The sequence below is a fragment of the Klebsiella sp. CN_Kp104 genome, from assembly GCF_040064515.1.
In the GTDB taxonomy this organism is placed as follows: domain Bacteria; phylum Pseudomonadota; class Gammaproteobacteria; order Enterobacterales; family Enterobacteriaceae; genus Klebsiella; species Klebsiella aerogenes.
In genome coordinates this window covers 67299-92446 of the sequence record NZ_JBEAII010000041.1, presented here as the reverse complement: position 1 = coordinate 92446, position 25148 = coordinate 67299, and the positions used below count along the sequence as shown (strand labels likewise).

Annotated in this window: 28 protein-coding genes; 19 read left to right on the top strand and 9 right to left on the bottom strand. The window is 58.8% G+C overall.

Annotated elements, in window-relative coordinates:
• Window positions 1-150: 150 nt before the first annotated feature.
• Window positions 151-396: a sulfurtransferase TusA gene (tusA, locus tag ABLU80_RS21610; protein ID WP_015703711.1), complete on the bottom strand. Its 246-nt coding sequence runs from the start codon at window positions 394-396 to the stop codon at window positions 151-153.
• 207 nt (window positions 397-603) lie between these two features.
• Between tusA and ABLU80_RS21605 the strand changes: the two genes are divergently transcribed.
• On the top strand, window positions 604-1269 hold the full coding sequence (locus tag ABLU80_RS21605) for a 7-cyano-7-deazaguanine/7-aminomethyl-7-deazaguanine transporter (protein WP_032709333.1): 666 nt from the start codon (window positions 604-606) through the stop codon (window positions 1267-1269).
• 73 nt (window positions 1270-1342) lie between these two features.
• Window positions 1343-1900, top strand: a complete 558-nt coding sequence (locus ABLU80_RS21600; RefSeq protein ID WP_015369308.1) for a DcrB family lipoprotein — start codon at window positions 1343-1345, stop codon at window positions 1898-1900.
• Between the two features lie 2 nt (window positions 1901-1902).
• On the opposite strand, the gene ABLU80_RS21595 is transcribed toward ABLU80_RS21600, so the two are convergent.
• Window positions 1903-3123, bottom strand: coding sequence for an MFS transporter (locus tag ABLU80_RS21595; RefSeq protein WP_020077759.1), 1221 nt, complete (start codon window positions 3121-3123; stop codon window positions 1903-1905).
• Between the two features lie 338 nt (window positions 3124-3461).
• Here ABLU80_RS21595 and ABLU80_RS21590 point away from each other — a divergent pair, with 338 nt between their 5' ends.
• The 17 genes from ABLU80_RS21590 to acpT are packed head-to-tail and all read left to right on the top strand — an operon-like array spanning window position 3462 to window position 17536.
• The gene (locus ABLU80_RS21590; protein ID WP_020077758.1) at window positions 3462-4184 is read left to right on the top strand and encodes a beta-ketoacyl synthase chain length factor; all 723 of its coding nucleotides are present in this window, start codon (window positions 3462-3464) and stop codon (window positions 4182-4184) included.
• On the top strand, window positions 4181-4996 hold the full coding sequence (locus ABLU80_RS21585) for a lysophospholipid acyltransferase family protein (protein WP_047079903.1): 816 nt from the start codon (window positions 4181-4183) through the stop codon (window positions 4994-4996). Before ABLU80_RS21590 ends, ABLU80_RS21585 begins: the two co-directional genes overlap by 4 nt.
• Window positions 4977-5234, top strand: coding sequence for a phosphopantetheine-binding protein (locus ABLU80_RS21580; protein ID WP_015369304.1), 258 nt, complete (start codon window positions 4977-4979; stop codon window positions 5232-5234). Before ABLU80_RS21585 ends, ABLU80_RS21580 begins: the two co-directional genes overlap by 20 nt.
• Before the next feature lie 11 nt (window positions 5235-5245).
• On the top strand, window positions 5246-5497 hold the full coding sequence (locus tag ABLU80_RS21575) for an acyl carrier protein (RefSeq protein ID WP_015369303.1): 252 nt from the start codon (window positions 5246-5248) through the stop codon (window positions 5495-5497).
• Window positions 5498-5503: 6 nt separating this feature from the next.
• A complete protein-coding gene (locus tag ABLU80_RS21570; protein WP_032709338.1) occupies window positions 5504-6085 on the top strand; it encodes a hypothetical protein in 582 nt (193 codons plus the stop codon).
• On the top strand, window positions 6082-7431 hold the full coding sequence (locus ABLU80_RS21565) for an AMP-binding protein (RefSeq protein ID WP_213193297.1): 1350 nt from the start codon (window positions 6082-6084) through the stop codon (window positions 7429-7431). The genes ABLU80_RS21570 and ABLU80_RS21565 overlap by 4 nt, the downstream gene beginning before the upstream one ends.
• Complete coding sequence (locus tag ABLU80_RS21560; protein WP_032715240.1) at window positions 7418-7771, top strand: beta-hydroxyacyl-ACP dehydratase; 354 nt, start codon at window positions 7418-7420, stop codon at window positions 7769-7771. Before ABLU80_RS21565 ends, ABLU80_RS21560 begins: the two co-directional genes overlap by 14 nt.
• On the top strand, window positions 7762-9453 hold the full coding sequence (locus ABLU80_RS21555; RefSeq protein ID WP_116326408.1) for a glycosyltransferase family 2 protein: 1692 nt from the start codon (window positions 7762-7764) through the stop codon (window positions 9451-9453). The genes ABLU80_RS21560 and ABLU80_RS21555 overlap by 10 nt, the downstream gene beginning before the upstream one ends.
• 3 nt (window positions 9454-9456) lie before the next feature.
• On the top strand, window positions 9457-9879 hold the full coding sequence (locus tag ABLU80_RS21550; protein ID WP_015369298.1) for a thioesterase family protein: 423 nt from the start codon (window positions 9457-9459) through the stop codon (window positions 9877-9879).
• On the top strand, window positions 9876-10481 hold the full coding sequence (locus tag ABLU80_RS21545; RefSeq protein ID WP_047079900.1) for an outer membrane lipoprotein carrier protein LolA: 606 nt from the start codon (window positions 9876-9878) through the stop codon (window positions 10479-10481). Before ABLU80_RS21550 ends, ABLU80_RS21545 begins: the two co-directional genes overlap by 4 nt.
• The gene (locus ABLU80_RS21540; protein WP_348850457.1) at window positions 10450-12768 is read left to right on the top strand and encodes an MMPL family transporter; all 2319 of its coding nucleotides are present in this window, start codon (window positions 10450-10452) and stop codon (window positions 12766-12768) included. Before ABLU80_RS21545 ends, ABLU80_RS21540 begins: the two co-directional genes overlap by 32 nt.
• Entirely contained in the window at window positions 12765-13349 is a 585-nt protein-coding gene (locus ABLU80_RS21535) for a DUF3261 domain-containing protein (RefSeq protein WP_230250403.1), read from the top strand. The genes ABLU80_RS21540 and ABLU80_RS21535 overlap by 4 nt, the downstream gene beginning before the upstream one ends.
• Window position 13350: 1 nt before the next feature.
• Window positions 13351-14520 (top strand): beta-ketoacyl-[acyl-carrier-protein] synthase family protein, encoded by a 1170-nt coding sequence (locus ABLU80_RS21530; protein ID WP_348850455.1) that lies wholly within the window; start codon window positions 13351-13353, stop codon window positions 14518-14520.
• Window positions 14517-14993 (top strand): 3-hydroxy-fatty acyl-ACP dehydratase, encoded by a 477-nt coding sequence (locus ABLU80_RS21525; protein WP_015369293.1) that lies wholly within the window; start codon window positions 14517-14519, stop codon window positions 14991-14993. Before ABLU80_RS21530 ends, ABLU80_RS21525 begins: the two co-directional genes overlap by 4 nt.
• Window positions 14990-15721, top strand: a complete 732-nt coding sequence (locus tag ABLU80_RS21520; RefSeq protein ID WP_260841951.1) for a 3-ketoacyl-ACP reductase FabG2 — start codon at window positions 14990-14992, stop codon at window positions 15719-15721. Before ABLU80_RS21525 ends, ABLU80_RS21520 begins: the two co-directional genes overlap by 4 nt.
• Window positions 15718-16947, top strand: coding sequence for a beta-ketoacyl-ACP synthase (locus ABLU80_RS21515; RefSeq protein WP_015703725.1), 1230 nt, complete (start codon window positions 15718-15720; stop codon window positions 16945-16947). Before ABLU80_RS21520 ends, ABLU80_RS21515 begins: the two co-directional genes overlap by 4 nt.
• A 1-nt stretch (window position 16948) precedes the next feature.
• Window positions 16949-17536 carry a 4'-phosphopantetheinyl transferase AcpT gene (gene acpT, locus ABLU80_RS21510; protein ID WP_047079895.1) on the top strand — a complete coding sequence of 196 codons (588 nt, stop codon included), beginning with the start codon at window positions 16949-16951 and terminating at the stop codon, window positions 17534-17536.
• Here acpT and arnF read toward each other — a convergent pair.
• Genes arnF through arnB form a run of 7 tightly spaced genes read right to left on the bottom strand, consistent with a single transcriptional unit; the run spans window position 17520 to window position 24895 of the window.
• Window positions 17520-17903, bottom strand: a complete 384-nt coding sequence (gene arnF, locus ABLU80_RS21505) for a 4-amino-4-deoxy-L-arabinose-phosphoundecaprenol flippase subunit ArnF (protein WP_320944650.1) — start codon at window positions 17901-17903, stop codon at window positions 17520-17522. The two genes, acpT and arnF, sit on opposite strands and share 17 nt — an antisense overlap.
• The gene (gene arnE / locus ABLU80_RS21500; RefSeq protein WP_047079894.1) at window positions 17903-18241 is read right to left on the bottom strand and encodes a 4-amino-4-deoxy-L-arabinose-phosphoundecaprenol flippase subunit ArnE; all 339 of its coding nucleotides are present in this window, start codon (window positions 18239-18241) and stop codon (window positions 17903-17905) included. Before arnE ends, arnF begins: the two co-directional genes overlap by 1 nt.
• Window positions 18238-19893, bottom strand: coding sequence for a lipid IV(A) 4-amino-4-deoxy-L-arabinosyltransferase (arnT, locus tag ABLU80_RS21495; protein ID WP_348850454.1), 1656 nt, complete (start codon window positions 19891-19893; stop codon window positions 18238-18240). The genes arnE and arnT overlap by 4 nt, the downstream gene beginning before the upstream one ends.
• Window positions 19890-20792 carry a 4-deoxy-4-formamido-L-arabinose-phosphoundecaprenol deformylase gene (arnD, locus tag ABLU80_RS21490; RefSeq protein ID WP_047076083.1) on the bottom strand — a complete coding sequence of 301 codons (903 nt, stop codon included), beginning with the start codon at window positions 20790-20792 and terminating at the stop codon, window positions 19890-19892. The genes arnT and arnD overlap by 4 nt, the downstream gene beginning before the upstream one ends.
• Window positions 20789-22774 carry a bifunctional UDP-4-amino-4-deoxy-L-arabinose formyltransferase/UDP-glucuronic acid oxidase ArnA gene (arnA, locus tag ABLU80_RS21485; RefSeq protein ID WP_015369285.1) on the bottom strand — a complete coding sequence of 662 codons (1986 nt, stop codon included), beginning with the start codon at window positions 22772-22774 and terminating at the stop codon, window positions 20789-20791. The genes arnD and arnA overlap by 4 nt, the downstream gene beginning before the upstream one ends.
• On the bottom strand, window positions 22771-23754 hold the full coding sequence (arnC, locus tag ABLU80_RS21480; protein ID WP_015369284.1) for an undecaprenyl-phosphate 4-deoxy-4-formamido-L-arabinose transferase: 984 nt from the start codon (window positions 23752-23754) through the stop codon (window positions 22771-22773). The genes arnA and arnC overlap by 4 nt, the downstream gene beginning before the upstream one ends.
• 1 nt (window position 23755) lies before the next feature.
• Window positions 23756-24895 (bottom strand): UDP-4-amino-4-deoxy-L-arabinose aminotransferase, encoded by a 1140-nt coding sequence (gene arnB, locus ABLU80_RS21475; protein WP_032715256.1) that lies wholly within the window; start codon window positions 24893-24895, stop codon window positions 23756-23758.
• Window positions 24896-25148 lie beyond the last annotated feature (253 nt).

The window sequence follows — 25148 nt, the reverse complement described above, 5'->3', positions numbered from 1 at the left end:
GCTCGCGCTGCGCTTAGCAGGGCTACGGTTCCGGGCCGTTGGGTAGCCCGGATAAAGCGCAACGCGCCGCCATCCGGGGGTGTTCCCTGCTCGCGCTGCGCTTAGCAGGGCTGCGGTTCCGGGTCGTTAGGTAGCCCGGATAACGCGGATTCAGTGGCTTTTGCGGATCAGGTAGCGGTACGGCAGGGCTTCGGTTTCCTGCGCCACCAGTTCATGCTCCATAAAGAGGCAAAAACCGGGAATATCGCGGGTGGTGGCCGGATCGTCGGCAATAATCAGCAGGGTCTCGCCCACCGGCATGGTACGCACGGTTTTACGCACCATCATCACCGGCTCCGGGCAGCGGAGCCCAAGGGCGTCCAGCGTATGGTCAGGACTGGAAAAAAGTTCGCTCATTTTTATCTCACTTCAACAAAACGGCCCTAGTTTACCCCCACTTCGCCAGTACGCAAGCCAGGTTAACGTTTGCGCGAAAAACAACCATTGCATTACGCTCGCAACGCAGTATCATGCAGCCGTTTTTAATTGGGTTCCCTCACCCCAACGTTCCGCTCCCGATTCCTTCATTGGTATGAAGCATGACGGACATAAAAAGGTCACAATATGAATCCCTTTACTACCGTACAGCGTAAGAAAGCGCTCGTCTGGCTTTCGCTATTTCATCTGCTGGTGATCACCTCCAGCAACTATCTGGTCCAGCTGCCGATCTCCATTTTCGGTTTCCATACCACCTGGGGCGCGTTCAGTTTTCCCTTTATTTTCCTCGCCACCGATCTGACGGTACGCATTTTCGGCGCCCCGCTGGCGCGACGCATCATCTTCGCGGTGATGATCCCGGCGCTGATTATTTCCTATGGCATTTCGGCGCTGTTTTATATGGGCGAGTGGCAGGGCTTTGCCGCGCTGGGCACCTTTAATCTGTTCGTCGCCCGTATCGCCGCCGCCAGCTTTATGGCTTATGCGCTGGGGCAAATTCTCGACGTCCACGTTTTCAACCGCCTGCGTCAGAATCGTCGCTGGTGGCTGGCGCCGACGGCGTCGACCTTGTTCGGTAACGTCAGCGATACCCTGGCCTTCTTCTTCATCGCCTTCTGGCGCAGCCCGGATCCGTTTATGGCCGCCCACTGGGGAGAAATTGCCATGGTCGACTACTGCTTCAAAGTGCTTATCAGCATTGTCTTCTTCTTGCCGATGTACGGCGTGCTGTTGAATATGCTGTTGAAAAAACTGGCGGATAAATCTGATTTGTCGGCATTGCAGCCAGGTTAAAGGTACTCGCTAACGGTTGTGATAAGATAACCGGATGAGCCGTTAATGGCCGTTTATCGAAAGGAAGATGTCAATGCGCAATTTGGTTAAATATGTCGGTATTGGCCTGCTGGTTATGGGACTTGCGGCCTGTGATAACAGCGATTCAAAAGCGCCGACCGTCGGGGCGGCAGCAGAGAGCAATACCAGCGGCCAGGCGATTAGCCTGCTGGATGGTAAACTGAGCTTCACTCTGCCCGCGGGCATGGCCGACCAGAGTGGTAAGCTCGGTACCCAGGCCAACAATATGCATGTCTATTCTGACGCCACCGGCCAGAAAGCGGTGATTGTGATTGTCGGCGACAACACTAATGAAGATCTGGCGGTGCTGTCCAAACGTCTGGAAGATCAGCAGCGCAGCCGCGACCCGCAGCTGCAGGTTGTGTCTAACAAATCGATTGAGATTAAAGGCCACACCTTACAGCAACTGGACAGCATCATCTCCGCCAAAGGTCAGACCGCGTGGTCTTCCGTACTGCTCGGTAAGATCGATGACAAACTGCTGACCCTGCAGGTCACTCTGCCAGCGGACAACCAGCAGCAGGCGCAGACCGAAGCGGAAAGCATCGTCAACACGCTGGTCATTAACTAATTTTATTGCCCTGATGCAGCGGCCTCCGGTTCAACCACCGGGGGCCGTTTTTTTAACCGCCAGCCCAGCAGTAGCGCGGCCATCACCAACCCTGCCGCCGCCAGATAAATCGTCGGTATCCCGGTCCACGCCATCAAAAGCCCGGCCAGCGGCCCGGTTATCCCCAACGACAAATCCATAAATACGGTATAGGTCGCCAGCGCCGAGCCCTGATTGTGCTGCGGCACGGCTTTTACCGCCACCACGCCCAGCGCCGGGAAGACCAGCGAGAACCCCGCGCCGGTGAGGAAAGTCCCGACTTTCGCCATCAGCGGCGTCTGTGCAAAGCCCACCAGCAGCAGGCCAATAACCTCCACGCTAAAACAGAGCATTGCCACGTTCAGGCCGCCGAGGCGGTTAATACCGTTGGGAAAAAGCAGCCGCGTGCCGACAAACGCGCAGCTGAACAGCGTTAACGCAAAGGCCGCGCCGTCCCAGCCTTTCGCGTCATAAAACAGGGTAATAAAGGTCGCGATAACCCCAAAGCCGGCAGAAGCCAACGCCAGCGCCATGCCGTAAGGCCAAACCCGGCCCAGCACCGCGCGAAATGACATCGCCTTCCCTTTCGTTGCCTTCACCGCCGTTCGCGGTAGCGCGCAAATGATAGCCACCAGAGCAACCGCCATAATGACCATCGCCAGGCCACTGAGGCCAATATATGAATAGCACAGCACGCCCAGCGGCGCGCCCATCGCCATCGCGCCGTAGGTCACAATGCCGTTCCACGAAATCACCCGCCCGATATGCAGCGAGCCGACAACGCCTACGCCCCATAGCGTCGACCCCGTGCCGGCAAAGCTCTGGCCAATGCCGAGGATCGCTCGTCCAAGGCATAACAGCAGCAGACTCAGCAGCGGCCAGCTGCTGCTCCAGGCTGCCAGCAGGTAGCTCAAACCACTCAGGAAACAGCCGCACAGGCCGAAAACGACAATCTTTTTCGGCCCGAGCAGATCGGCGTAGCGCCCGGCGTGCGGTCGGCTCAGCAGCGTGGCGAAATACTGCAGACTAATCACCAGCCCGGCCCAGAAGGCGCTAAAACCCATCACATCGTGAACGTAGCCCGGCAGAACCGCCAACGGCAGGCCGATGGTGAGATAGCTGGCAAAGTTGAAAATAACGACGGAGACAATCCGCAGATTAAGGCGCAGTCCATTGAGCGCCGGTTCGGCGACGGGTTCGGGCATCAGGTTCCACCAGATATTGGCAACAGATATCTACTATTTACCATGTCCGGTCGGTAATTGCAGTTCCCGCTATTGGCGCCATCTATTCAGCGGAATTATCATCCTTTATGGGGAGATTAACGCAATAAATTGCACTAAGCGGTGAAAATACCGAAAATACAGCATTATCTCATCGCAAAGTTTTGCGCTGCGGATATGCTTGGCGTCACCCTTAGCTGGCGAGGCTGATTTTCGGTTGCAAAGCCCCCAATTAACGGCTTCGTGATGGTTATCGCCGGGTTTCGGGTTCTATAAACGTCGCGATCATAGAACTACAGGCTTACCGCGGACGCGCGTAGATGAATTTTACCCTGAACATAATCGACTGGCAGGCGAGAGCGCCTGGGCTTTGCGAAGCCGAGCAGTGGCAGCAATGGTCACGGTATTCGCACACCATCGATCCGGCGGCCCCGGCGGCCAAACTCAACGAACTGCCAATGATGACCGCTCGCCGACTTAGCTCCGGCAGCAAGCTGGCGGTTGAGTGCGGGCTGGCGATGCTGCGCCGCCATGAGATCGACGCCGTTCTCTATACCAGCCGTCACGGCGAGCTAGAGCGCAACTATCGGATCCTCCACGCCCTGGCGATGGAGCAAGCGGTATCGCCTACCGATTTCGCCCTATCGGTACATAATTCCGCCGTCGGTAATCTGACGATTGCGGCCAAAAAGCCCATTGCGTCGTCATCGCTTTCTGCCGGGCGCGACACTTTCCAGCAGGGATTATATGAAGTCATGGGGCTTCTGCAGGCAGGTTATCAACGCGTGTTGATGGTTGATTTTGATGGTTTTCTGCCGGAGTTTTACCATTCGCAGCTGCCGACGGCTATGCCGACCTGGCCCTATGCGACGGCCTGGGTTATTGAGTCCGGCGGCGAATGGCAGTGCCAGGCTGAGCGCTATGATGCCGTTCCTGAAAGCCCCCTACCGCAAAGCCTGCTGTTTTTACGGCACTATCTGCAGAATTCCCATACGTTCACCCTGCCCGGCGAGCGCGTGCAGTGGCGCTGGAGCCGCGCATGACGCCGCTTTTCCAACGGTTAAATCGCCTGTGGCGCGCAGCGATGACCGGTTTTTGTTTCGCGCTGTTTGGCCTTGGCGGGCTGCTGCTGTCACTGATCTGGTTCAATCTGCTGCTGATCGTAGTGCACGATAGCACCCGCCGTCGTCGTCTCGCACGGCGCAGCATTTCCGCCAGCTTTCGCGTTTTTCTTAACGTCGTGAAAGCCGTCGGCGTACTGGACTACCAGATTAAAGGGCGCGAGATTTTACGTCAGGAGCGCGGTTGCCTGGTGGTCGCTAATCATCCCAGCCTCATCGACTACGTGATGCTGGCCTCGGTGATGCCGGAAACCGACTGCCTGGTGAAAAGCGCGTTGCTGAAAAACCCATTTGTCAGCGGCGTGATCCGCGCGGCGGATTATTTGATTAACGATCGCGCCGATACCCTGCTTCCGGCCAGTCGGCAGCGTTTACAGCAGGGCGATACTATTTTGATTTTCCCGGAAGGAACCCGAACGGTGCCGGGAGAAAAAATGCAGCTGCAGCGCGGCGCGGCCAATATCGCCGTGCGCTGCGGCAGCGATTTACGCGTCGTCGTTATCCGCTGTACCGAGCATATGCTGGGCAAACGGAGCAAATGGTACGACCCGCCGCGAACGAAGCCGTTATTTATCGTTGAAGTCGGAGAACGGCTACGAATAGACCAATTTTACGATGCCAACACACAAGAACCGGCGCTGGCCGCACGGCAGTTAAACCGGCATATTTTGCTTAAATTAGAATCAGGCGTTGCGCCTGAAACAGGAATTAATGATGGAAGCGCTCTATCTTGAAATTAAAAATCTAATTATCAGTACATTGAACCTGGACGAGTTGTCCGCTGATGATATCGACACCGATGCCGCGCTGTTTGGCGATGGTCTGGGTCTGGACTCCATCGATGCGCTGGAGCTGGGTCTGGCGGTGAAAAAACAGTACGGCGTGGTGCTGTCGGCAGAAAGCGAAGAGATGCGCCAGCACTTCTTTTCCGTCGCCACGCTGGCATCCTTTATTCAAGCGCAGCGTGCCTGAGGAGAACCGTTATGACCGAACAAAAAGCTATTTACGAAGAAGTCTCCGCGCTGCTGGTGAAGGTGTTTGAAATCGATCCGCAGGATATTAAACCTGAGGCCCGCCTGTACGAAGACCTCGAACTGGACAGCATCGACGCCATCGACATGATCGTCCATCTACAAAAGAAAATCGGCAAGAAAATCAAGCCAGAAGACTTTAAAACCGTACGCACCGTGCAGGACGTGGTCGATGCGGCGGATCGCCTGCTGAAAGAAGCGTAATTCACCGTGTCGGGCATCCGCTCGCTGCCGGTCGTTTCAATTATGACGGGGTTATTACTGCTGACCTGGCCATTTTTGATCTGGTTTGGCCTCGCGCATAACAGCCTGCCATGGCTGTTGCCGCTAATGGCGCTACTGCTGTTTTTACGCTTTCGCCAGACCCGGCGACAGTCAGGGCCGTTGAGCGTGGTCACTCAGATCGTTGCGGTAGCCGGCATGACGCTGTGCATTGCCAGCTACCTGCTAAAGACCCATCAGCTACTGCTATTTTACCCGGTGGTGGTGAGCGGCGTGATGCTGGCGGTGTTTGGCGGTTCGCTGTGGTCAAGTATGCCTGTAGTCGAGCGCCTGGCGCGGTTGCGGGACCCGGTTCTTCCTGAGCAAGCCGTGCGCTACACCCGCCGGGTCACCCAAATCTGGTGCGCCTTTTTCATCGGCAACGGCGGTATAGCGCTGGTTACCGCGTTATACGGCGATATGTCGCTATGGACGGCGTGGAACGGCATGATTTCCTATCTACTGATGGGCATGTTGATGGCCGGAGAGTGGCTGGTGCGCCAGCGGGTGATTAAACGAGATAAACCATGATGCAGCCCCTCACGCTGGCCCAGTGGCTCAGCGCCCCGCGTCCGCCGCAAACGCTGATTGCATGGCAGGAAGCGCACAGCTGGACGCTGGCGCATCTGCGCTATGATGTCGCTCACCTGCTTAACAACCTGCAACAACAGCCAGGCGAGCGTTGGGCGCTCTGTTTTGACAACAGCTACCTGTTTTTGGTCGCGCTGTTGGCCACGCTGCATGCGGGGAAAACGCCAGTGCTTCCTGGCCATAGCCGAGCGGCGCTATTACACGAACAGCGAGCGCTTTTCGACGGCATCCTGAGCGATAAGACGCTGCCATGGCGCGGGCCGCTGCGGGTTATCCAGTCCGCCATGGCGACCGCATCCCACGAATACGCGTTCCCGGCGATCGGCGATAACGCCTGCATTGAGCTTTTTACCTCCGGTTCTACCGGTGAACCAAAGCGAATTAGTAAGCCCGTTAAGAGTCTCGACCGCGAGGCGGCGCTGATAGCCGCGCACTATGCCGGGCGCCTGACAGGCAGTCGGGTAGTGGCATCGGTCGCGCCGCAGCACTTGTACGGCCTGACGTTCCGTCTGTTCCTGCCAATGGCGCTGGGGTTGCCGCTGCACGCGGCGATGATTGAGTACGCCGAGCAGCTGGCGGCATTAAGCCATGATCATCATTATTTGTTTATCAGTAGCCCGGCTTTTCTCAAACGTCTCGACTATCGGCTTACCCCGCCACCGGTCGCGATGATTTTGTCCGCCGGCGGCAAGCTGCCCTGGCAGGATGCCGTGCACACCGCTAACTGGTTCAATACCTGGCCGGATGAAATCTACGGCAGCACGGAAAGCGGGGTTATCGCCTGCCGCCAGCGCCTGCAAGATAATGCACCGTGGCAGCCGTTCCCAGGCATCCGCTTTCAGCCGCAGGGCAACACAATTCGTCTATTTTCGCCGCTTATCGCCGACGATAACGGCCTGGTTATCGATGATATTTTGCATTTCAATGAAAGCGGTCAATTCCAGCTGGCAGGTCGTCGCGACCGGGTAGTGAAAATTGAAGAGAAGCGCATTTCGCTAAGCGAAGTGGAATACCGGTTACTGCAACTGGATGGCGTTCTTGAGGCCGCCGTCCTGCCGATTACCCGCGGCAGCCGCCAGAGCGTTGGCGCGTTGTTAGTGCTCGACCATGACGCCCGTCGCCGCTGGGGGAAAAGCCAGGAATTACAATGGCGGAAAGCGCTGCGCGCCTCGCTGGAACCTGTGGCCATCCCTCGCTACTGGAGGGTGGTTGACGAGATCCCCGTTAATAGCATGAATAAGCGTGTCTACGCGCAATTACAGGAGTTATTTCATGAAGCCCCATGAAATTGAGCGCCGTCAGCCGCAAGCCGATCGGGTTGAAATCGTGCTCTCTCTCGACCCGGCGCTATTCTGGTTTCGCGGCCATTTTGCCGTGCAGCCGCTGCTACCCGGCGTCGCACAGATCGATTGGGCGATGCATTACGCCACCCGCCTGCTCGCGCCCGGCTGGCGCTTTCATGACATTCAGAACGTGAAATTTCAGTCGCCGCTGCTGCCAGGCGCGATCGTCACGCTCACCCTGACATGGCAGGAGGCGCGCCAGACCCTGACCTTTAACTATCAGCGCCACGACGGTGAAACCCGGCACACCGCCAGCAGCGGGAAAATTCGCTTATGCCGCTAGATTTCTCTCCCTGCGTGCTGATCCCCTGCTATAACCACGGCGCCATGATGCCGCGGGTGCTGGCGCGCCTGCAGCCCTTTGGCCTGCCTTGCATCGTGGTGGACGACGGCAGCGATAGCAGTACGCGGCAGCAGTTGGAGCGGCTGGCGGCGGAAACCGCTAATCTGACCTTAATCCGCTTACCACAGAACGCGGGCAAAGGCGCAGCGGTGATCCGTGGGCTACAGGCCGCAGCGCAAGCCGGGTTCAGCCACGCGGTGCAGGTCGATGCCGATGGTCAGCACGCCATCGAAGATATTCCGCAACTGTTGGCGCTGGCGCAGGCCCATCCCGAAGCGCTGATTTCCGGGCAACCGATTTACGACGACTCCATCCCGCGTTCCCGCCTCTACGGGCGCTGGATAACCCACGTCTGGGTATGGATTGAAACGCTGTCGCTGCAGTTGAAAGACAGCATGTGCGGTTTTCGCGTCTACCCGGTGACGCCAACGCTACAGCTGGCGCAGCGCGTGTCGCTCGGCCAGCGAATGGATTTTGATACCGAAGTGATGGTGCGCCTCTACTGGCAGGGAAATACCAGCTATTTTGTGCCAACCCGCGTGACCTACCCGCCGGACGGTTTGTCGCATTTTGATGCCATCAAAGATAACTGCCGCATCTCGCTGATGCACACGCGTCTGTTCCTCGGCATGCTGCCGCGGATCCCCTCGCTGTTGTTTCGCCGCGCCTCGCCGCACTGGGCGCGTCAGCAGGAGGTAAAAGGATTATGGGGAATGCGCCTGATGCTACTGGTGTGGCGGCTGCTGGGGCGCAAGGCGTTCTCGCTGCTGCTTTATCCGGTGGTCGGCGTGTACTGGCTGACGGCCGCGACGGCCCGCCGTGCTTCGCAACAATGGATAACCCGCGTGCGCGAACAGCTCGCCGCTCGCCAGATGCCGATACCGCCAACGCTAACCAGCTATCGGCACTTCCAGCGCTTCGGCGAGGCGATGCTGGATAAAATCGCCAGCTGGCGCGGCGAATTGCAGTTCGGCCGCGACGTGGTTTTTACCGCAGGCGCCGAGGAGACGCTAAATATCAGCGATCCGCGGGGGAAGCTGCTGTTGGTTTCGCATCTCGGCGATGTCGAAGCCTGCCGCGCGCTGGCGCAACTACAGGGCGGCAAAACCATCAACGCTCTGGTATTCAGCGAAAATGCGCAACGTTTTAAACAGATTATGACAGAAATGGCCCCTCAGGCCGGGCTCAACCTGATGCCGGTGAACGATATCGGCCCGGATACCGCCATCCTGTTGCAAGAAAAGCTGGATCGCGGCGAGTGGATCGCGATTGTCGGCGACCGTATTGCGGTTAACCCACAGCGCGGCGGCGAATGGCGTGTCTGCTGGAGCCGTTTTATGGGGCAAGCCGCCCCCTTCCCGCAGGGGCCATTTATCCTCGCCGCCATTTTGCGCTGCCCGGTTAATTTGCTTTTCGCTCTCCGCCAGCAGGGCAAACTGCGCATTTACTGCGAGCCGTTCGCCGACCCGCTGCTATTACCGCGCGCCGATCGCCAACAGGCATTGCAACACATCATCGACCGCTACGCCGAACGGCTGGAACACTACGCGCTGCAGTCGCCGCTCGACTGGTTTAACTTTTTCGATTTCTGGCGTCTGCCGGATCCCAAAGACAAGGAGTAAAGGGTGCTTAACGATCCCCGTTTTACTGCTGAAGTAGAGCTGACTATTCCGTTTCATGACATCGATATGATGGGCGTCGTGTGGCATGGCAACTATTTCCGCTACTTCGAAATTGCCCGTGAGGCGCTGCTTAACCAGTTCAACTACGGCTACCGGCAGATGAAAGCCTCAGGCTATTTGTGGCCGGTGGTCGATACCCGCGTGAAATACCGCGACGTTATCACCTTCGAGCAGCGCATTCGCGTGCGCGCGCGGATAGAAGAGTTTGAGAACCGCCTACGCATTGGCTACGAAATTTTTGATGTCGATAGCGGCAAGCGCACCACCACCGGCTACACCATCCAGGTTGCGGTGGATGAAAACAGCCGCGAGATGTGTTTCGTCAGCCCGGATATCCTGTTTGAACGCATGGGGGTTACGCCATGAGATTACTGCTGCTGTTAGGGCTGTTTATCAGCCCGCTGGTCAGCGCCCTCACGCTTGATGATCTGCAAAAACAATTTAGCGAACAGCCGGTGGTACGCGCCCACTTCGATCAGGTTCGCACGATTAAGGATCTGCCGCAGCCGCTGCGATCCCAGGGGCAGATGTTGATCGCCCGCGATAAGGGGTTGCTGTGGGATCAAACCTCGCCATTCCCGATGCAGCTGTTGCTGGATGACAAACGGATGGTGCAGGCGATCAACGGCCAGCCGCCGCAAACCATTACTGCCGAAAACAATCCGCAGATGTTCCAGTTCAACCATTTGCTGCGCGCGCTGTTCCAGGCGGATCGAAAAGTCCTGGAGGATAACTTCCGCGTGGAATTTGCCGATAAAGGCGAAGGCCAGTGGACGCTGCGCCTGACGCCCACCACTACGCCGCTGGATAAGATTTTTGCCCGCATCGATTTGGCCGGGAAAGACTATCTGGAACATATTCAACTCAACGACAAGCAAGGCGATCGCACCGATATCACCCTTTCCCAACACCAATTGACGCCTGCGCAACTGACCGATGACGAACGCCAACGCTTTGCCGCCCAGTAAACGCCCCGCGCTGTTATGGGCCGTCGTCTGCCTGCTCCTGGCGGGCGCGCTGCTGGCGCTGCTGCCGCAGGCCCGGCTCAACAGCAGCGTACTGGCGATGATGCCGAAGCAGACGCTTGGCGCAATCCCGCCCAGCCTGAACGACGGTTTTATGCAGCGCCTTGACCGCCAGTTGGTTTGGCTGGTCAGTCCCGGTAAACAGGCCGATCCGCAGGTAGCCGGCGACTGGCTGCGTCTGCTGCAAACCTCGAAGGCGCTGGCAGACGTCAAAGGCCCAATGAATGCCGATAATCAGCAGGCCTGGGGGACATTTTTCTGGCAGCATCGTAACGGTTTAATTGACCCCGCTACCCGCGCGCGCCTGCAAAACGGCGGCGAGGCGCAGGCGCAATGGATCCTCTCACAGCTCTATTCGGCATTTTCCGGCGTCAGCGGTAAAGAACTGCAAAACGATCCGCTGATGCTGATGCGCGGCTCGCAGCTGGCGATGGCGAAAGGCGGCCAGCGGATGCAACTGCAGGATGGCTGGCTGGTGACCAAAGATGCCCAGGGCAACCTCTGGTATCTGTTGCATGGCGAACTGGCGGGTTCCTCATTCGATATGCAGCAGACGCACCGGCTGGTCACTACGCTCGGCGAGCTGGAGAAGCAGTGGAAAACGCAGCATCCGCAGGCGCAGCTGCTGTCGCGCGGCACCGTGTTCTATAGCGATTACGCCAGTCAGCAGGCGAAGCACGATATTTCTACACTCGGCGCGGCGACGCTGTTCGGCGTAATCCTGCTTATCGTCGCGACATTTCGCTCGCTGCGCCCGCTGCTGCTGTGCCTGATTTCCATCGCCATCGGCGCGCTGGCCGGCACCGTCGTCACGCTGCTGCTATTTGGCGAGCTGCATCTGATGACCCTGGTGATGAGCATGAGCATCATCGGCATCTCCGCCGACTATACGCTCTATTATCTGACCGAACGGATGGTGCATGGCGCGGAATCAACCCCGTGGCAAAGCCTCGCCAAAGTGCGTCATGCGTTGCTGCTGGCGCTACTTACTACCGTGGCGGCTTATCTGATTATGATGCTGGCCCCCTTTCCGGCGATTCGCCAGATGGCGCTCTTCGCGGCGGTCGGCCTGAGCGCCTCGTGTCTGACGGTAATTTTCTGGCATCCATGGTTGTGCCGTGGACTTCCCGTGCGCCCGGTTCCGGCGATGGCATTGTTGTTACGCTGGCTTGCCGCCTGGCGACGCCATAAAAAGCTGTCCATCGGCCTCCCCGTCGCGCTGGCCCTGTTCTCGCTGGCGGGTCTCGCGACGCTGCGGGTGGATGATGATATTTCGCAGCTCCAGGCGTTGCCGCAGGATATCCTGGCCCAGGAAAAAGCCATCACCGCGCTCACCGGGCAAAGCGTCGATCAAAAGTGGTTTGTGGTTTACGGCAAAACGGCCCAGCAGACGCTGCAGCGCCTGGAGGCATTAATGCCCGCGCTGACGCAGGCGCAAAGCGACGGCCTGCTCGGCGGATATCGCGCTATTCCGCTGAATTCACTCGCTCGCCAGCAGCAGGATCTTACTCTGCTGCAACGCGCCGCGCCCACCGTCAGTAACGTGCTGAACCACGCCGGACTGGCAACGATCAATCCCGATCTCAACCCGATGCCAGTGACCGTCGACGTCTGGCTTGCCAGCCCGGCCAGCGAAGGCTGGCGACTGCTGTGGCTGACGCTGCCGGATGGCGAAAGCGGCGTACTGGTCCCGGTGAGCGGCGTGAAAGACAGCGCGGCGCTAAAAACGCTTAGTACAAAACAGGCTGGCGTTGCGTGGGTCGATCGTAAAAGCGATTTCGACCAGCTGTTCGCGCTCTACCGCCACATTCTAACCGGCCTGCTGGGCGTTGCGCTGGCGGTGATTGCCTGCGGCGCTATGCTCCGCCTTGGCTGGCGCAAAGGGCTGGTTAGCCTGGTGCCGTCGGTGTTGTCGCTGGGATGCGGGCTGGCGGTGCTGGCATTTAGCGGCCACGCGGTTAACCTGTTCTCCTTGCTGGCGCTGGTGCTGGTACTGGGCATCGGCATTAACTACACGCTGTTTTTCAGCAACCCGCGTGGTACGCCGCTGACATCGCTGCTGGCGGTCACCCTGGCGATGATGACCACCTTATTGACGCTCGGCATGTTGGTGTTTAGCACCACGCAGGCCATTAGCAGTTTTGGTATTGTTTTGGTAAGCGGCATTTTCGCCGCCTTCCTGCTTTCGCCGTTAGCGATGCCGACCAAAAAAGAGAAAAAAAGACGATGAGAAGACCATCATTCTGGCGCGCCTTCGCGCTACTCGCCGCCTTATTGCTGGCCGGCTGCAGCCGTTCGCAGCCGGAGCCGCAAGGCCGCCCGCAGGCGTGGCTGGAACCGGGTACCCGCGTCACGTTGCCGCCGCCTGGCATCTCGCCGGACATCAGCTCGCAGCAGTTGCTCACCGGCAGCTTCAACGGCCAAACCCAGTCGCTGCTGGTCATGCTCAATGCCGATGATAAAAAGCTCACGCTGGCGGGTCTGTCGTCCGTCGGTATCCGCCTGTTCCTGGTGACCTATGATGAAAGAGGGCTGCGCGCTGAACAGTCGATGGTGGTTCCGCAACTGCCGCCAGCCAGCCAGGTGCTGGCCGATGTGATGCTCAGCCACTGGCCGGTTAGCGCATGGCTGCCGCAGTTGCCAAAAGGGTGGACGTTGACCGAGCGCGGCGACAAACGCGAACTACGTAACGCGCGCGGGAAGCTGGTCACCGAAATCACCTATATCAACCGCCAAGGCCAGCGCGTGCCGATCAGCATCGAACAGCACGTCTTTAAATACCACATCACCATTCAATACCTGGGTGACTGAGATGATCTACATTTCCGCCGTCGGCATGATTAACGCGCTGGGCCGCGATAACGATGAAATCGCCGCCAATTTGGCTCGCGGTATCGCGCCCGGCATGCGTCCGCGCGAGGGGTGGCTACAGGGGCATCCGCAGGCGGTTTTCGCGGGTGTGGACGGCGAATTGCCCGCCATTCCCGATACCTTTAGCGCCCATCGTTCGCGCAATAATCAGCTGCTGCTGGCGGCGCTGGCGCAAATTCAGCCGCTGGTGGATCGCGCCATCGCCCGATACGGACGAGAGCGCGTGGCCGTGGTGCTCGGCACCAGCACCTCGGGGCTGGATGAGGGTGACGCGCATGTCACCCTGACGCTTGGCGGCAAGGAAAGCGCGGCCTGGCAATATCCGCAACAGGAGCTGGGCGACCCATCGCGTTTTCTCAGCCACTGGCTGGCGCTGGATGGCCCGGCATTTACGCTGTCAACCGCCTGCTCCTCCAGCGCCAGAGCGATTATCAGCGGACGCCGACTAATTGAAGCCGGGCTGGCGGATGTGGCGATCGTCGGCGGCGCAGACACCCTCAGCCGAATGCCGATCAACGGCTTTCACAGTCTGGAATCGCTCTCCACGACGCAGTGCCAGCCATTTGCCCGCGACCGTAACGGCATCACTATCGGCGAAGGGGCGGCGCTGATGCTGTTGACCCGCGAACCGCAGCCAGTCGCGCTACTGGGTATCGGCGAGTCCAGCGACGCCTGGCATATTTCCGCCCCGCATCCTGAAGGAGAGGGGGCGATCCGCGCCATCCAGCAGGCGCTGGGGGATGCGGGCATCGCCCCTGAACAAGTGGGTTATATCAACCTGCACGGCACCGCCACGCCGCTTAACGATAGAATAGAGTCTCACGTCATCAACGCGCTATTTGGCGTTCGGGTACCCTGTAGTTCAACGAAACACCTGACCGGACACACGCTGGGCGCCGCGGGGATCACCGAAGCCGCCATCGGCATGCTGATTCTGCAGCGAAACCTGCCGCTGCCAGCGCAGGATTTCAGCCAGTCGCCGCGCGATGAAACACTACCGCCATGCGGGATCATCGAACATCCCCAGCCGCTGCCGCGACCGATTATCCTGTCGAACTCTTTTGCTTTTGGCGGTAACAACGCCAGCATCCTGCTCGGGAGCATTCAATGAACCACTATTTATCGCCCGGCGACTATCTACCGCACGATGCACCGATGCTGCTGCTGGAAGAGGTCGTCAATGTGACCGATGAAACCGCGACCTGCCGGGTCACGGTCTCGCCCCATAGCGTCCTGGCGCCATTTCTCGATGCCGAGGGCAATCTCCCCGGTTGGTTCGCCCTTGAATTAATGGCGCAAACCGTCGGCGTCTGGTCCGGCTGGCACCGCCTGCAAAAAGGGCAAGCATCCATCTCATTAGGTATGGTGCTTGGCGCGCGCGAATTAGTTTGTGCGGCAGGCTCCCTCCCGCGCGGCAAGGCTCTGTCCATTACCGTTAAACTGCTCATGCAGGACGAGCGTTTCGCTAGCTTCGAAGGCGCCGTGATGGCGGACGATGACCTGCTGGCCAGCGGAAGGGTTAATACCTTCCAGCCAACGCCAACAGAACTTAACACCCTATTTCAACAAGGAGCGTCAGAATGAGTCGTTCAGTTTTGGTTACCGGGGCCAGCAAAGGTATCGGTCGCGCCATCGCCTGCCAGCTGGCGGCGGACGGTTTTATGGTAGGCGTCCACTATCATCGCGACGCGTCAGGCGCGCAGCAGACGCTGGAAGCGATTACCGCCGCCGGCGGCGCGGGGCGTCTGCTGAGCTTTGACGTCGCCAATCGCACGCAGTGCCGCGAAGTCCTTGAGCAGGATATGGCCGAACACGGCGCGTGGTACGGCATTGTCAGCAACGCCGGCATCGCCCGCGACGGCGCCTTCCCGGCGCTCGGCGAAGACGACTGGGACGCGGTGATCCACACCAACCTCGACAGTTTCTACAACGTTATTCATCCGTGCATCATGCCGATGATTAGCGCACGCCAGGGCGGGCGCATCATCACGCTCTCTTCCGTTTCCGGCGTGATGGGCAACCGCGGTCAGGTCAACTATAGCGCCGCCAAGGCGGGTATCATCGGCGCCACCAAAGCGCTGGCGATTGAACTGGCGAAGCGCAAAATCACCGTGAACTGCATCGCCCCCGGACTTATCGACACCGGGATGATCGAAATGGAAGAGGCTGCGTTGAAAGAGGCGATGTCGATGATCCCGATGAAACGCATGGGACAGGCGGAAGAAGTGGCGGGACTGGCGAGTTATTTAATGTCGGATGTGGCGGGTTATGTCACCCGGCAGGTCATTTCCATCAATGGAGGGATGTTATGACACGCCGTGTGGTCATTACCGGGATGGGCGGCGTCACCGCATTTGGCGAAAAATGGCAGGATGTCTCAGCGGGGCTGAAGAGATATAAAAACGCCGTACGCGCCATGCCGGAGTGGCGTATTTACGACGGGCTGCATACGCTGCTGGGCGCGCCTATCGATGATTTCACCCTGCCCGACCACTATACCCGCAAGCGCATTCGCGCGATGGGACGCGTATCGTTGCTCTCCACCCGCGCCACTGAACTGGCGCTGGAACAGGCCGGGCTTATCGACGATGCCATACTGAGTAACGGCGAAACCGGCATCGCCTACGGTTCATCAACCGGCAGTACCGCCCCGATGAGCGAATTCGCCACCATGTTGACGGAAAAGCACACCAATAATATTACTGCTACCACCTACGTGCAGATGATGCCGCATACCACCGCCGTCAATACGGGCCTGTTTTTTGGCCTGCGCGGCCGCGTGATCCCGACGTCCAGCGCCTGTACCTCCGGAAGCCAGGCGATTGGTTACGCCTGGGAAGCGATTCGCCACGGCTATCAAACGGTGATGGTCGCCGGCGGCGCGGAAGAGCTTTGCCCGTCGGAGGCCGCGGTATTCGATACTCTGTTTGCCACCAGCCAGCGCAATGAGCAGCCCGACATTACCCCCTCCCCCTTTGATGTGCTGCGCGATGGGCTGGTGATTGGCGAAGGGGCCGGTACTCTCATTCTGGAAGAACTGGAGCACGCCAAAGCACGCGGGGCGACCATTTACGGCGAAATCATCGGCTTCGCCACCAACTGCGATGCTGCGCATATCACTCAACCGCAGCGTGAAACCATGCAGATCTGCATGGAACAATCATTAAAAATAGCAGGCCTGAGCGCCCGGGATATCGGCTACATTTCGGCCCACGGCACCGCGACCGACCGCGGCGATATCGCCGAAAGCCAGGCGACGGCGGCGATTTACGGCGATAGCGTGCCGATCTCCTCGCTGAAAAGCTATTTCGGCCATACCCTTGGCGCCTGCGGGGCGCTGGAAGCGTGGATGAGTCTGCAGATGATGCGCGAGGGCTGGTTCGCGCCAACGCTGAATTTGCATAATCCGGACGCCAATTGCGGAGAACTGGATTACATCATGGGCGAAGCGCGCCAGATTGATTGTGAATTCCTGCAGAGTAACAACTTCGCCTTCGGCGGTATTAACACCTCAATGATTATTCAGCGCTGGTCCTGAAATGTATCAGCTTATCCTTGGCCAAATCTCAACGCTTAGCGCCCTGCCGTTACCGACTGGGTTAGCGGCCCAGGCGCCTGACGGCCCGCGGCGGGCAAGCTGGCTTGCGGGGCGCGCGCTGCTGGCGCATGCGGCGGCCCCGCTGGCGGATATTGCGTATGGCGAGCAGGGCAAACCGGCTTTCCCGCCCGGCTGCGGGCGGTGGTTTAACCTTAGCCACAGCGGCGACCATATTGCCCTGCTGCTGAGCGATGAAGGCGAGGTTGGCTGCGATATCGAAGTGATTCGTCCGCGCAACGGCTGGCAGCGGTTGGCCAACGCCCTGTTTAGCGAGGGCGAGCATCAGGAACTGGAGCGCGAACCGCCGGAGCGGCAGCTAGCCGCCTTTTGGCGAATCTGGACGCGCAAAGAAGCGCTGGTAAAGCAACGCGGCGGCAGCGCCTGGCAGATGGCCTCTGTTGACAGCGCCTTTCGCGGCGCGCTGTCATTAAGCCAGATTCAGTATCAAGGGTTAAGTATTGCGGCCTGTACGCCAACGCCGTTCTCGCTGACGGCGGCGCACATTCAAGGTTTCAACGGCGCGGCTTGACCGGCCAGAAGATAGTCAGCACGCCGGCGATAATAATCAGCACGCCCAGCAGCGATTGCCAGTAAAACGGCTCGTGCCAACCGGGCAGCCAGATGGCGGCGGCCCACACCAGAATGTAGCTCAGGCTGAGCAGCGCGTAAGCTTTGGCCAACGGCAAGCGGTGTAGCGCGAAATACCAGCAGACCATCGACAGCAGATAGCCAACCAGGCCGAAACCCAGGCTGAAGGTACCGGTGCGCAAATGCAGTAGATGATTGAGAAAGGTCAGGATATCGGTCAATGGCGGCAGCTCAACCATCGCGCTGCGCAGTAACAGCTGCGCGCTGCTGACCAGCCCGACGCTCAATAACGCCCAGATTAACCCCATCAGACGCTACTCCCCAGAACGGCGATGCCGACGACGATCAGCCCGACGCCAAGCCAGTGGCGGCGCGCCACCGGCTCGCGCCAGATACCCCATGCCGCCAGCGTTACCCAGACAAAATTGAGGCTCAGCATCGGATAAGCGATACCGACCGGGATCGCCTGCAGCACCCCCAGCCACAGCAGCATACCGCCGCCGAGCGCCAACAGGGCTAACCCCAGCCACAGCAAAATATGCCGCCCGCGCCGCCCGCTACGCGACGGCCGGGTCGCCTGCTTCTGGCACAGCTGACCGACGCAGCTAAGCAGACTGGCGAGTATCAGACAGAACCAGACACTCATTGCGGCAGATACTGAATAAATACCACGCGCCCCAGCACGTAGGAGTTATCAGGTTTCGGTAACGCCAGTTCGTTCATCGTTTCACCTTTATCCATCAGCAGCACCAGAGAGATGGGTCCCTGCTGGCGGTGCGCTGCCAGCCAATCAGCAAATTCGTGAGTCGCCAGGAATTTGCTCTGCGCATCCGGCCAGCCGAGGCCATATTTCAGCTCCCCCTGCCTTTCATACAGGATGATGTCGTCACGCTTGAGCTCCCACGCCAGCCCCGCGCCGATACCGACGCTGTTGGTCAGTACATAGCGGCTTGGCGCCAGCGATTCGCTAACAATATCCACCAGAAACTGCGGCTGTTTACTGTCGATAACCCGATCCGGGATAGCGAAGCCCACCAGCAGCGCCACTCCCAGCGGACAGATGGCGGCCAGCGTCCAGCGACGACCGTTGTCTTTTATCGCCAGCCAGCCCATCAGCGCCCATACGGCAAAGGCAATCGCCGCCAGCAGACATTTATACAACTCGATCTTCGTCCACACCGGTTTATGCATGACGCCCCACGGCGAGACCACCAGCACGGCGACCAGGCCGATCAGACCAAAACCGAGGTTGATCATGCCGTTGATGCGCAGCGCTTTCGCCCCCGCCTTCGCGGCATCCAGCGCGTAGCGGGCCATCAAAATCGACAGCGGCATAAAGCACGGCAGAATGTAGGTCGGCAGTTTTCCCTTGGCGATGCTGAAGAACAGGAACGGCATCGCTATCCAGCCTAGCAGATACAGCGCGCCGCGGGCATCATCGCGCTCGCTCCAGCCGCGCTTCAGCGCGCCCGGTAACAGCGCCAACCACGGCAGGCTGCCGGCAATCAGGAACGGAATGTAGTACCAGAACGGCGCTTTATGCTGCGCGTCTTTCTCAGCGAAACGCTGAATATGCTCGACCCAGAAGAAATAGCGCCAGAAATCGGGTTCGCGATTGGCGATAGCCAATCCCCACGGCAGCACTACCAACGTACAGACCGCCACCGCCAGCCAGCCGTAGGTCAGCACTTCGCGCCAGCGTTTACGCGCCATCACCCACGGCAGCACGCCAACCACCGGTACCGCCAGCGCCAGGAAGCCTTTCGTCATCACCCCCATACCGCAGGCGACTCCCAGCAGGACATAACCCAACATCTTCCCGCTGCGGCTCTGCGCCTGGGAGGCTCCCCAGAAGCTGCACATCGCCAGCGCCAGCCACATGGTGATCATCGGATCCAGCACCGCATAGGTTCCGATACCGTATACCAGCATCGCGGTCAGGAAGATAACCGGCGACAGGATCGCCACGCGTTTATCGCGGAAAATACGCCACGCCAGCCACGCCACCAGCAACGCGCTGACGGTAATGGCGAAGACCGAACCGAAACGCACGCCAAAGTTATTATGACCAAATAGCCACTGGCCAATACTGTTAATCCAGTAACCGGCAATCGGCTTTTCAAAGTAACGCAGGCCCAGCAGATGCGGCACCACCCAGTCGCCGGAGGCCAGCATTTCACGACTGATCTCGGCATAGCGGGTTTCATCAGGCTGCCACAGCAAACGGAAATTCAGCGGCAATAAGTAATACAGCGCAAAGAGTACAACCAGAGAGATGCCATAACGAATGCTTTTCATACACCCGAGCCCAGTAATTGTTCACGTCCAAGCCAACCTTCCCGGCCAGCCAGCTCACCACGGACCACTTTGCCTGACGGCAGCTCGCTAAAGTCAGCGGGCAGCAGCTGGCTCAGTGGGCAAAATTGTATTTCTTCTTCCTCCGCCATGGTCAGCAGCGCATCGAACTGATCGGCGTAGGCAATGCCTTCCACTTCGGCGTGGATGGTATAGACCGGCGTTCCCTTGTCACGATGAATGCAGTCCAGCAGATAGCGGTTGAAGCCAGCGGTATCGACGGCGCTACCGACCACTTCATCCCAGGTGGGAAGCGTCACCGGAATTTGTACGGTGCCGGAGGCCCCGCCGCCAATCTGCGGCAGGAATGGCCGCGTGCCGCGACAATCGCTGTTGTAGAGGAAATCGAAGGATTCTTTCGCTTTTACCACCCGCTGGTCGGCACGCCAGCCGGCGACGGCGGAGCAGGTCACCGGGCGGCCGATAATGCGTTCCAGTTCGAGCAGACCGCGTTCAATTTCCAGCGTCAGACGTTCCTGCGGCCAGACGCCGCTCCACGCTTGCCAGCTGTAGTGGTCCCAGGCGTGCAGGCCCACTTCATGGATCTGCGCGGCGGCGCGAATAACCTCTTCGTTACCCGCGCCAATCCTGCGCCCCGGCCACGCGGTGCCGGCCAGCAGAATATCCCAGCCATACAGCGAGGCCGCGTTGGAGCGCAGCATTTTCCACAGAAACTTCGGTTTTACCAGGCGCCATAAATGGCGCCCCATATTGTCCGGCCCGACGCTGAAAAAGAAGCTTGCCTGAATCCCGTGCTTGCCCAGCAGGGCCAGCAGCCGCGGTACGCCATCACGCGTCCCGCGAAAGGTATCGACATCTATGCGTAAGCCGACTTGTTTCATGAGTTTTTATCGTCCGTGAGCTCAACGGTGCGCAGGAAGAAGTCCAGAGTGTGTTCAACGGTCTCTTCCATCTCGACGGTCGGTTCCCAGTTCAGGCAGCGTTTCGCGTTGCGAATGCTCGGTTTACGATGCTCAACGTCCTGGTAGCCTTTACCGTAGTAATCGCTGCTTTCCACTTCGCGGAAGCCAGCGAACGGCGGGAAGCGATCGCGCAGCGGATGGCGCTCGAAGCAGGCGAGCAGCATTTCCGCCAGCTCTTTGATGCTCGCTTCGTTTTCCGGGTTACCGATGTTGATGATCTGACCATCGCAGCGACCATCTTTGTTCTCAATGATGCGGAACAACGCTTCGATACCGTCGCTGATATCGGTGAAGCAGCGCTTCTGTTTGCCGCCTTCGATAAGCTTAATCGGCGAACCTTCCACCAGGTTGAGGATCAGCTGAGTGATGGCGCGGGAGCTACCGATACGTGCGGCATTAAGGTTATCCAGACGCGGCCCCATCCAGTTGAACGGACGGAACAGGGTGAACTTGAGGCCGTTCTTATCGCCATAGGCCCAGATCACGCGGTCCAGCAGCTGTTTAGAAACCGAGTAGATCCAACGCTGTTTGTTGATCGGCCCGACCACCAGATTGGAATTATCTTCGTCGAAGTTTTTGTCGGTGCACATGCCGTACACTTCCGAGGTCGACGGGAAGATAATGCGCTTATTGTATTTCACGCAGTCACGGATGATCTTCAGGTTCTCTTCGAAATCCAGTTCGAACACGCGCAGCGGGTTACGGGTGTATTCGATAGGCGTCGCGATCGCGACCAGCGGCAGTACCACGTCGCATTTCTTAATGTGGTATTCGATCCACTCGGAGTGAATGCTGATATCGCCTTCAACAAAGTGGAAACGCGGGCAGTCAAGGAAACGACTGATGGCGTCGGAGCCGATATCCAGGCCGTAAATCTCATAGTTGTCGTCCTGCAACAGGCGCTCGGTCAGGTGGTTACCGATAAAGCCGTTAACGCCGAGGATCAGCACGCGGGTACGGCGCTTCACCGCCACCACCGGTTTGCTGCTCAGCACCGCGCTGGTCACCAGCCCCAGCGCCTGCGCCAGCTGGGCGCCCTGCATGTAAACGCCGCGTTCGGTCTGGCCGGTGACGATTTCCAGCGCCCCCTGCTGACAGGCAACCACTAGCGGCGCGACGGAGATAACGGTGCCGGGCTTCGCCGCCGGCAGATCGGCGCGCACGCGGGATTTCCAGACGATAAATTTGTTCGCGCCGGCATAGGCGAAGGCGCCCGGCCACGGATCGGATACCGCGCGCACCAGGTTGTGCAGAGTCTGCGCCGGTTTATCCCAATCGAGACGTCCGTCTTCCGGGGTACGACGGCCAACGTAGGTCGCCTGGCTGTGGTCCTGCGCCCGCTCCTCAGTCTTACCCTCACGAATAGCCGGCAGCGCCTGGCCAAGCAGATCGGAGGCGGCGGCGCACAGCTTACGGTGCAGCGCCAGCGCCGCGTCATCCGGGCCGATAGCCACAGCTTGTTGAGCGACGATATCGCCCGCGTCGGCGCGGTTAACCATCCGGTGCAGGGTCACGCCGGTTTCGCTTTCGCCGTTGACCAGTACCCAATTCAGCGGCGCGCGACCGCGGTATTTCGGCAGCAGAGAACCATGCAGGTTGAAAGCCCCCTTCGGCGCGATATTCAGGATCTCATCGCACAGCAGGTTGCGGTAGTAGAACGAGAACAGCACATCCGGCTTCATCTCGCGAATACGTTCAATCCACAGCGGATGGTTAACATCTTCCGGCGCCCATACCGGGATACCTTGCTCGGCGGCAATACGGGCTACGGAACCAAAGAATTGGTTTTCGCCAGGGTTATCCGGATGGGTGAAAATAGCGGCGATGTCATACCCGGCATCCAGCAGTGACTGAATACCTGCGCAACCCATATCGTGATAAGCGAAGACTACTGCTTTCATGAACGATCTTCCTCTTGAGACGCCGTTTCCGGCTGGCGAACAACACGTTGAATAAAGTAACGGGGACGGGCGCGAACATCGTTATAGATGCGGCCGATATACTCCCCGAGCAGGCCCATACCGACAAACTGGGCGCCGATGAACATGAACAGCACGGCGAAGAGCATAAACACCCCTTCCGCCGCCCATTGCGGACCGAAGGCCAGACGCAGCACCACCAGCAGCAGGCCGAAGGCGAAGCCCAACAGGGCTATCACGCTGCCGAAAATACTCAGTAAACGCAGCGGGGTGGTGGTCAGACAGGTCACCAGGTCATACATCAGGTTAATCAGACGCATGAAGCTATATTTGGAGTCGCCGAATTCGCGCTCGGCGTGCATCACCGGGATCTCGACCGCCCGGCGGGCGAAGGTATTCGCCAGAATCGGGATAAAGGTGCTGCGCTCATGGCAGTTGAGCATGGCGTCGATGATATGGCGGCGATAGGCGCGCAGCATGCAGCCGTAATCGCCCATTGCCTTACCGGTGGTACGCTGAATCAGGCGGTTAATCATCTTCGAGGCAGATTTACGGAAGATGCTGTCCTGACGGTTCTGGCGCACGGTACCGACCACGTCATAGCCTTCATCGGCTTTTGCCACCAGCCGCGGGATCTCTTCCGGCGGATTTTGTAGGTCGGCATCAAGGGTGATGATCAGATCGCCGGTGACATGGCTGAAACCGGCCATAATCGCCGAGTGCTGGCCGTAGTTGCGGTTCAACAGCACCGCCACTACGTGGCTGCCTTCGGCTTCGGCGGCCTCGGTCAGCATGCGCGCGGAATCGTCGCTGCTGCCGTCGTCGATCAGCAGAATTTCATATTGGCGCCCTAGCGTCGCACAGGCGGCGTCGGTCCGACGCAGCAGCTCCGGCAGACTATCCTGTTCGTTATAAACCGGGATAACCACCGAGACTTTTTTTACGGGAGGATAAGTAAGCATATCAACGTCCTGACAACTGATGCAGCGCGGTAATGACGCGGGTGACATCGTCGTCGGTCATATCCGGGAACAGCGGGATGGAACAAATGCGCGCGCTGTTCCATTCGGTATTCGGTAACGAAACTTCAGGAAAACGCTCGCGGTAATACTTTTGCGTATGGGCCGCGCGGAAGTGCAGACCGGTGCCTATGCCCATGGCTTTGAGTTTTTCCATCAGGGCATCGCGGCTGATGCCGCAGGCCGCTTCATCAACGCGGATAATAAACAGGTGCCAGGCGTGCTGGTGATCCCATGCCGGAATGGTCAGCGGCTTAAAGGGGGTATCCGCCAGCTCGCGCAGGTAGCGTTGGGCGATTTCAGCGCGACGTTGATTCGCCTGCGCCAGCTTATCCAGCTGCACCAGCGCCAGCGCGGCGTTGATATCGGCCAGATTGTATTTGAAGCCGGGAGTAATCACTTCCGCCTGCGGCGCGCGGCCGTGGGTCTGACGGTCGTAGGCGTCTACGCCCAGGCCGTGGAATTTGAGGCTGCGGATGCGGGAAGCCAGCTCGTCATCATCGGTGACGATAAGCCCCCCTTCGGCGCAGGTCATATTTTTGATCGCGTGGAACGAGAAAATCGCGGTGCCGCGCCAGCCGACGTGGCGGCCTTTATAGTGCGTTCCCGCGGCATGCGCGGCATCTTCGATTACCGGTATACCGTGGCGCTCGCCAACGGCGCGGATCGCATCGATATCCGCAGGCGCGCCCGCGTAGTGGACGGGTATAATCGCTTTCGTCCGCGAAGTGATCGCCGCTTCCACCGCCTCAGGGGTAATCATCAGATTGTCGTGGTCGACATCGATCATCACCGGCGTAGCGCCCAGCAGACAGATCATATTCAGCGTCGAAACCCAGGTTTGCGAAGGGGTGATCACTTCGTCGCCAGGGCCAATGCCCATCGCCATTAGCGTAACGTGCATACCGCCGGTAGCGGAGCTGACGGCGATGGCGTGGCGGTTGCCGGTCAGTTGGCAAAACGCCTCTTCCAGCGCCTGGTTTTTAGGACCGGTAGTGATCCATCCTGATTGCAAAACTTCACGCAGCGCAGCCAGCTCTGCGTCGCCCATCGACGGGCGCGAAAACGGCAGAAATTCGCTCATCTTTTTCCTGTTCTATTAATAACCCACTAAAAAAGGGGGCCGGTAGAAAGAAATATCCTGCGCCAGCGGACTTAAACAAAATGAAAATGAAGTCGGTTCACCGCCACATTTCATTCCAGGGTATTTCGACGGTTATAAATCTAGTCGCTGTTGCTTAGGATAATATTAAGAAATTAATATTTTTCGCGAGAATAGTAATATCTCATTTAGAATCAGATGGATAGTATTTTCTTATGGCAGGAATTAGCAGCAA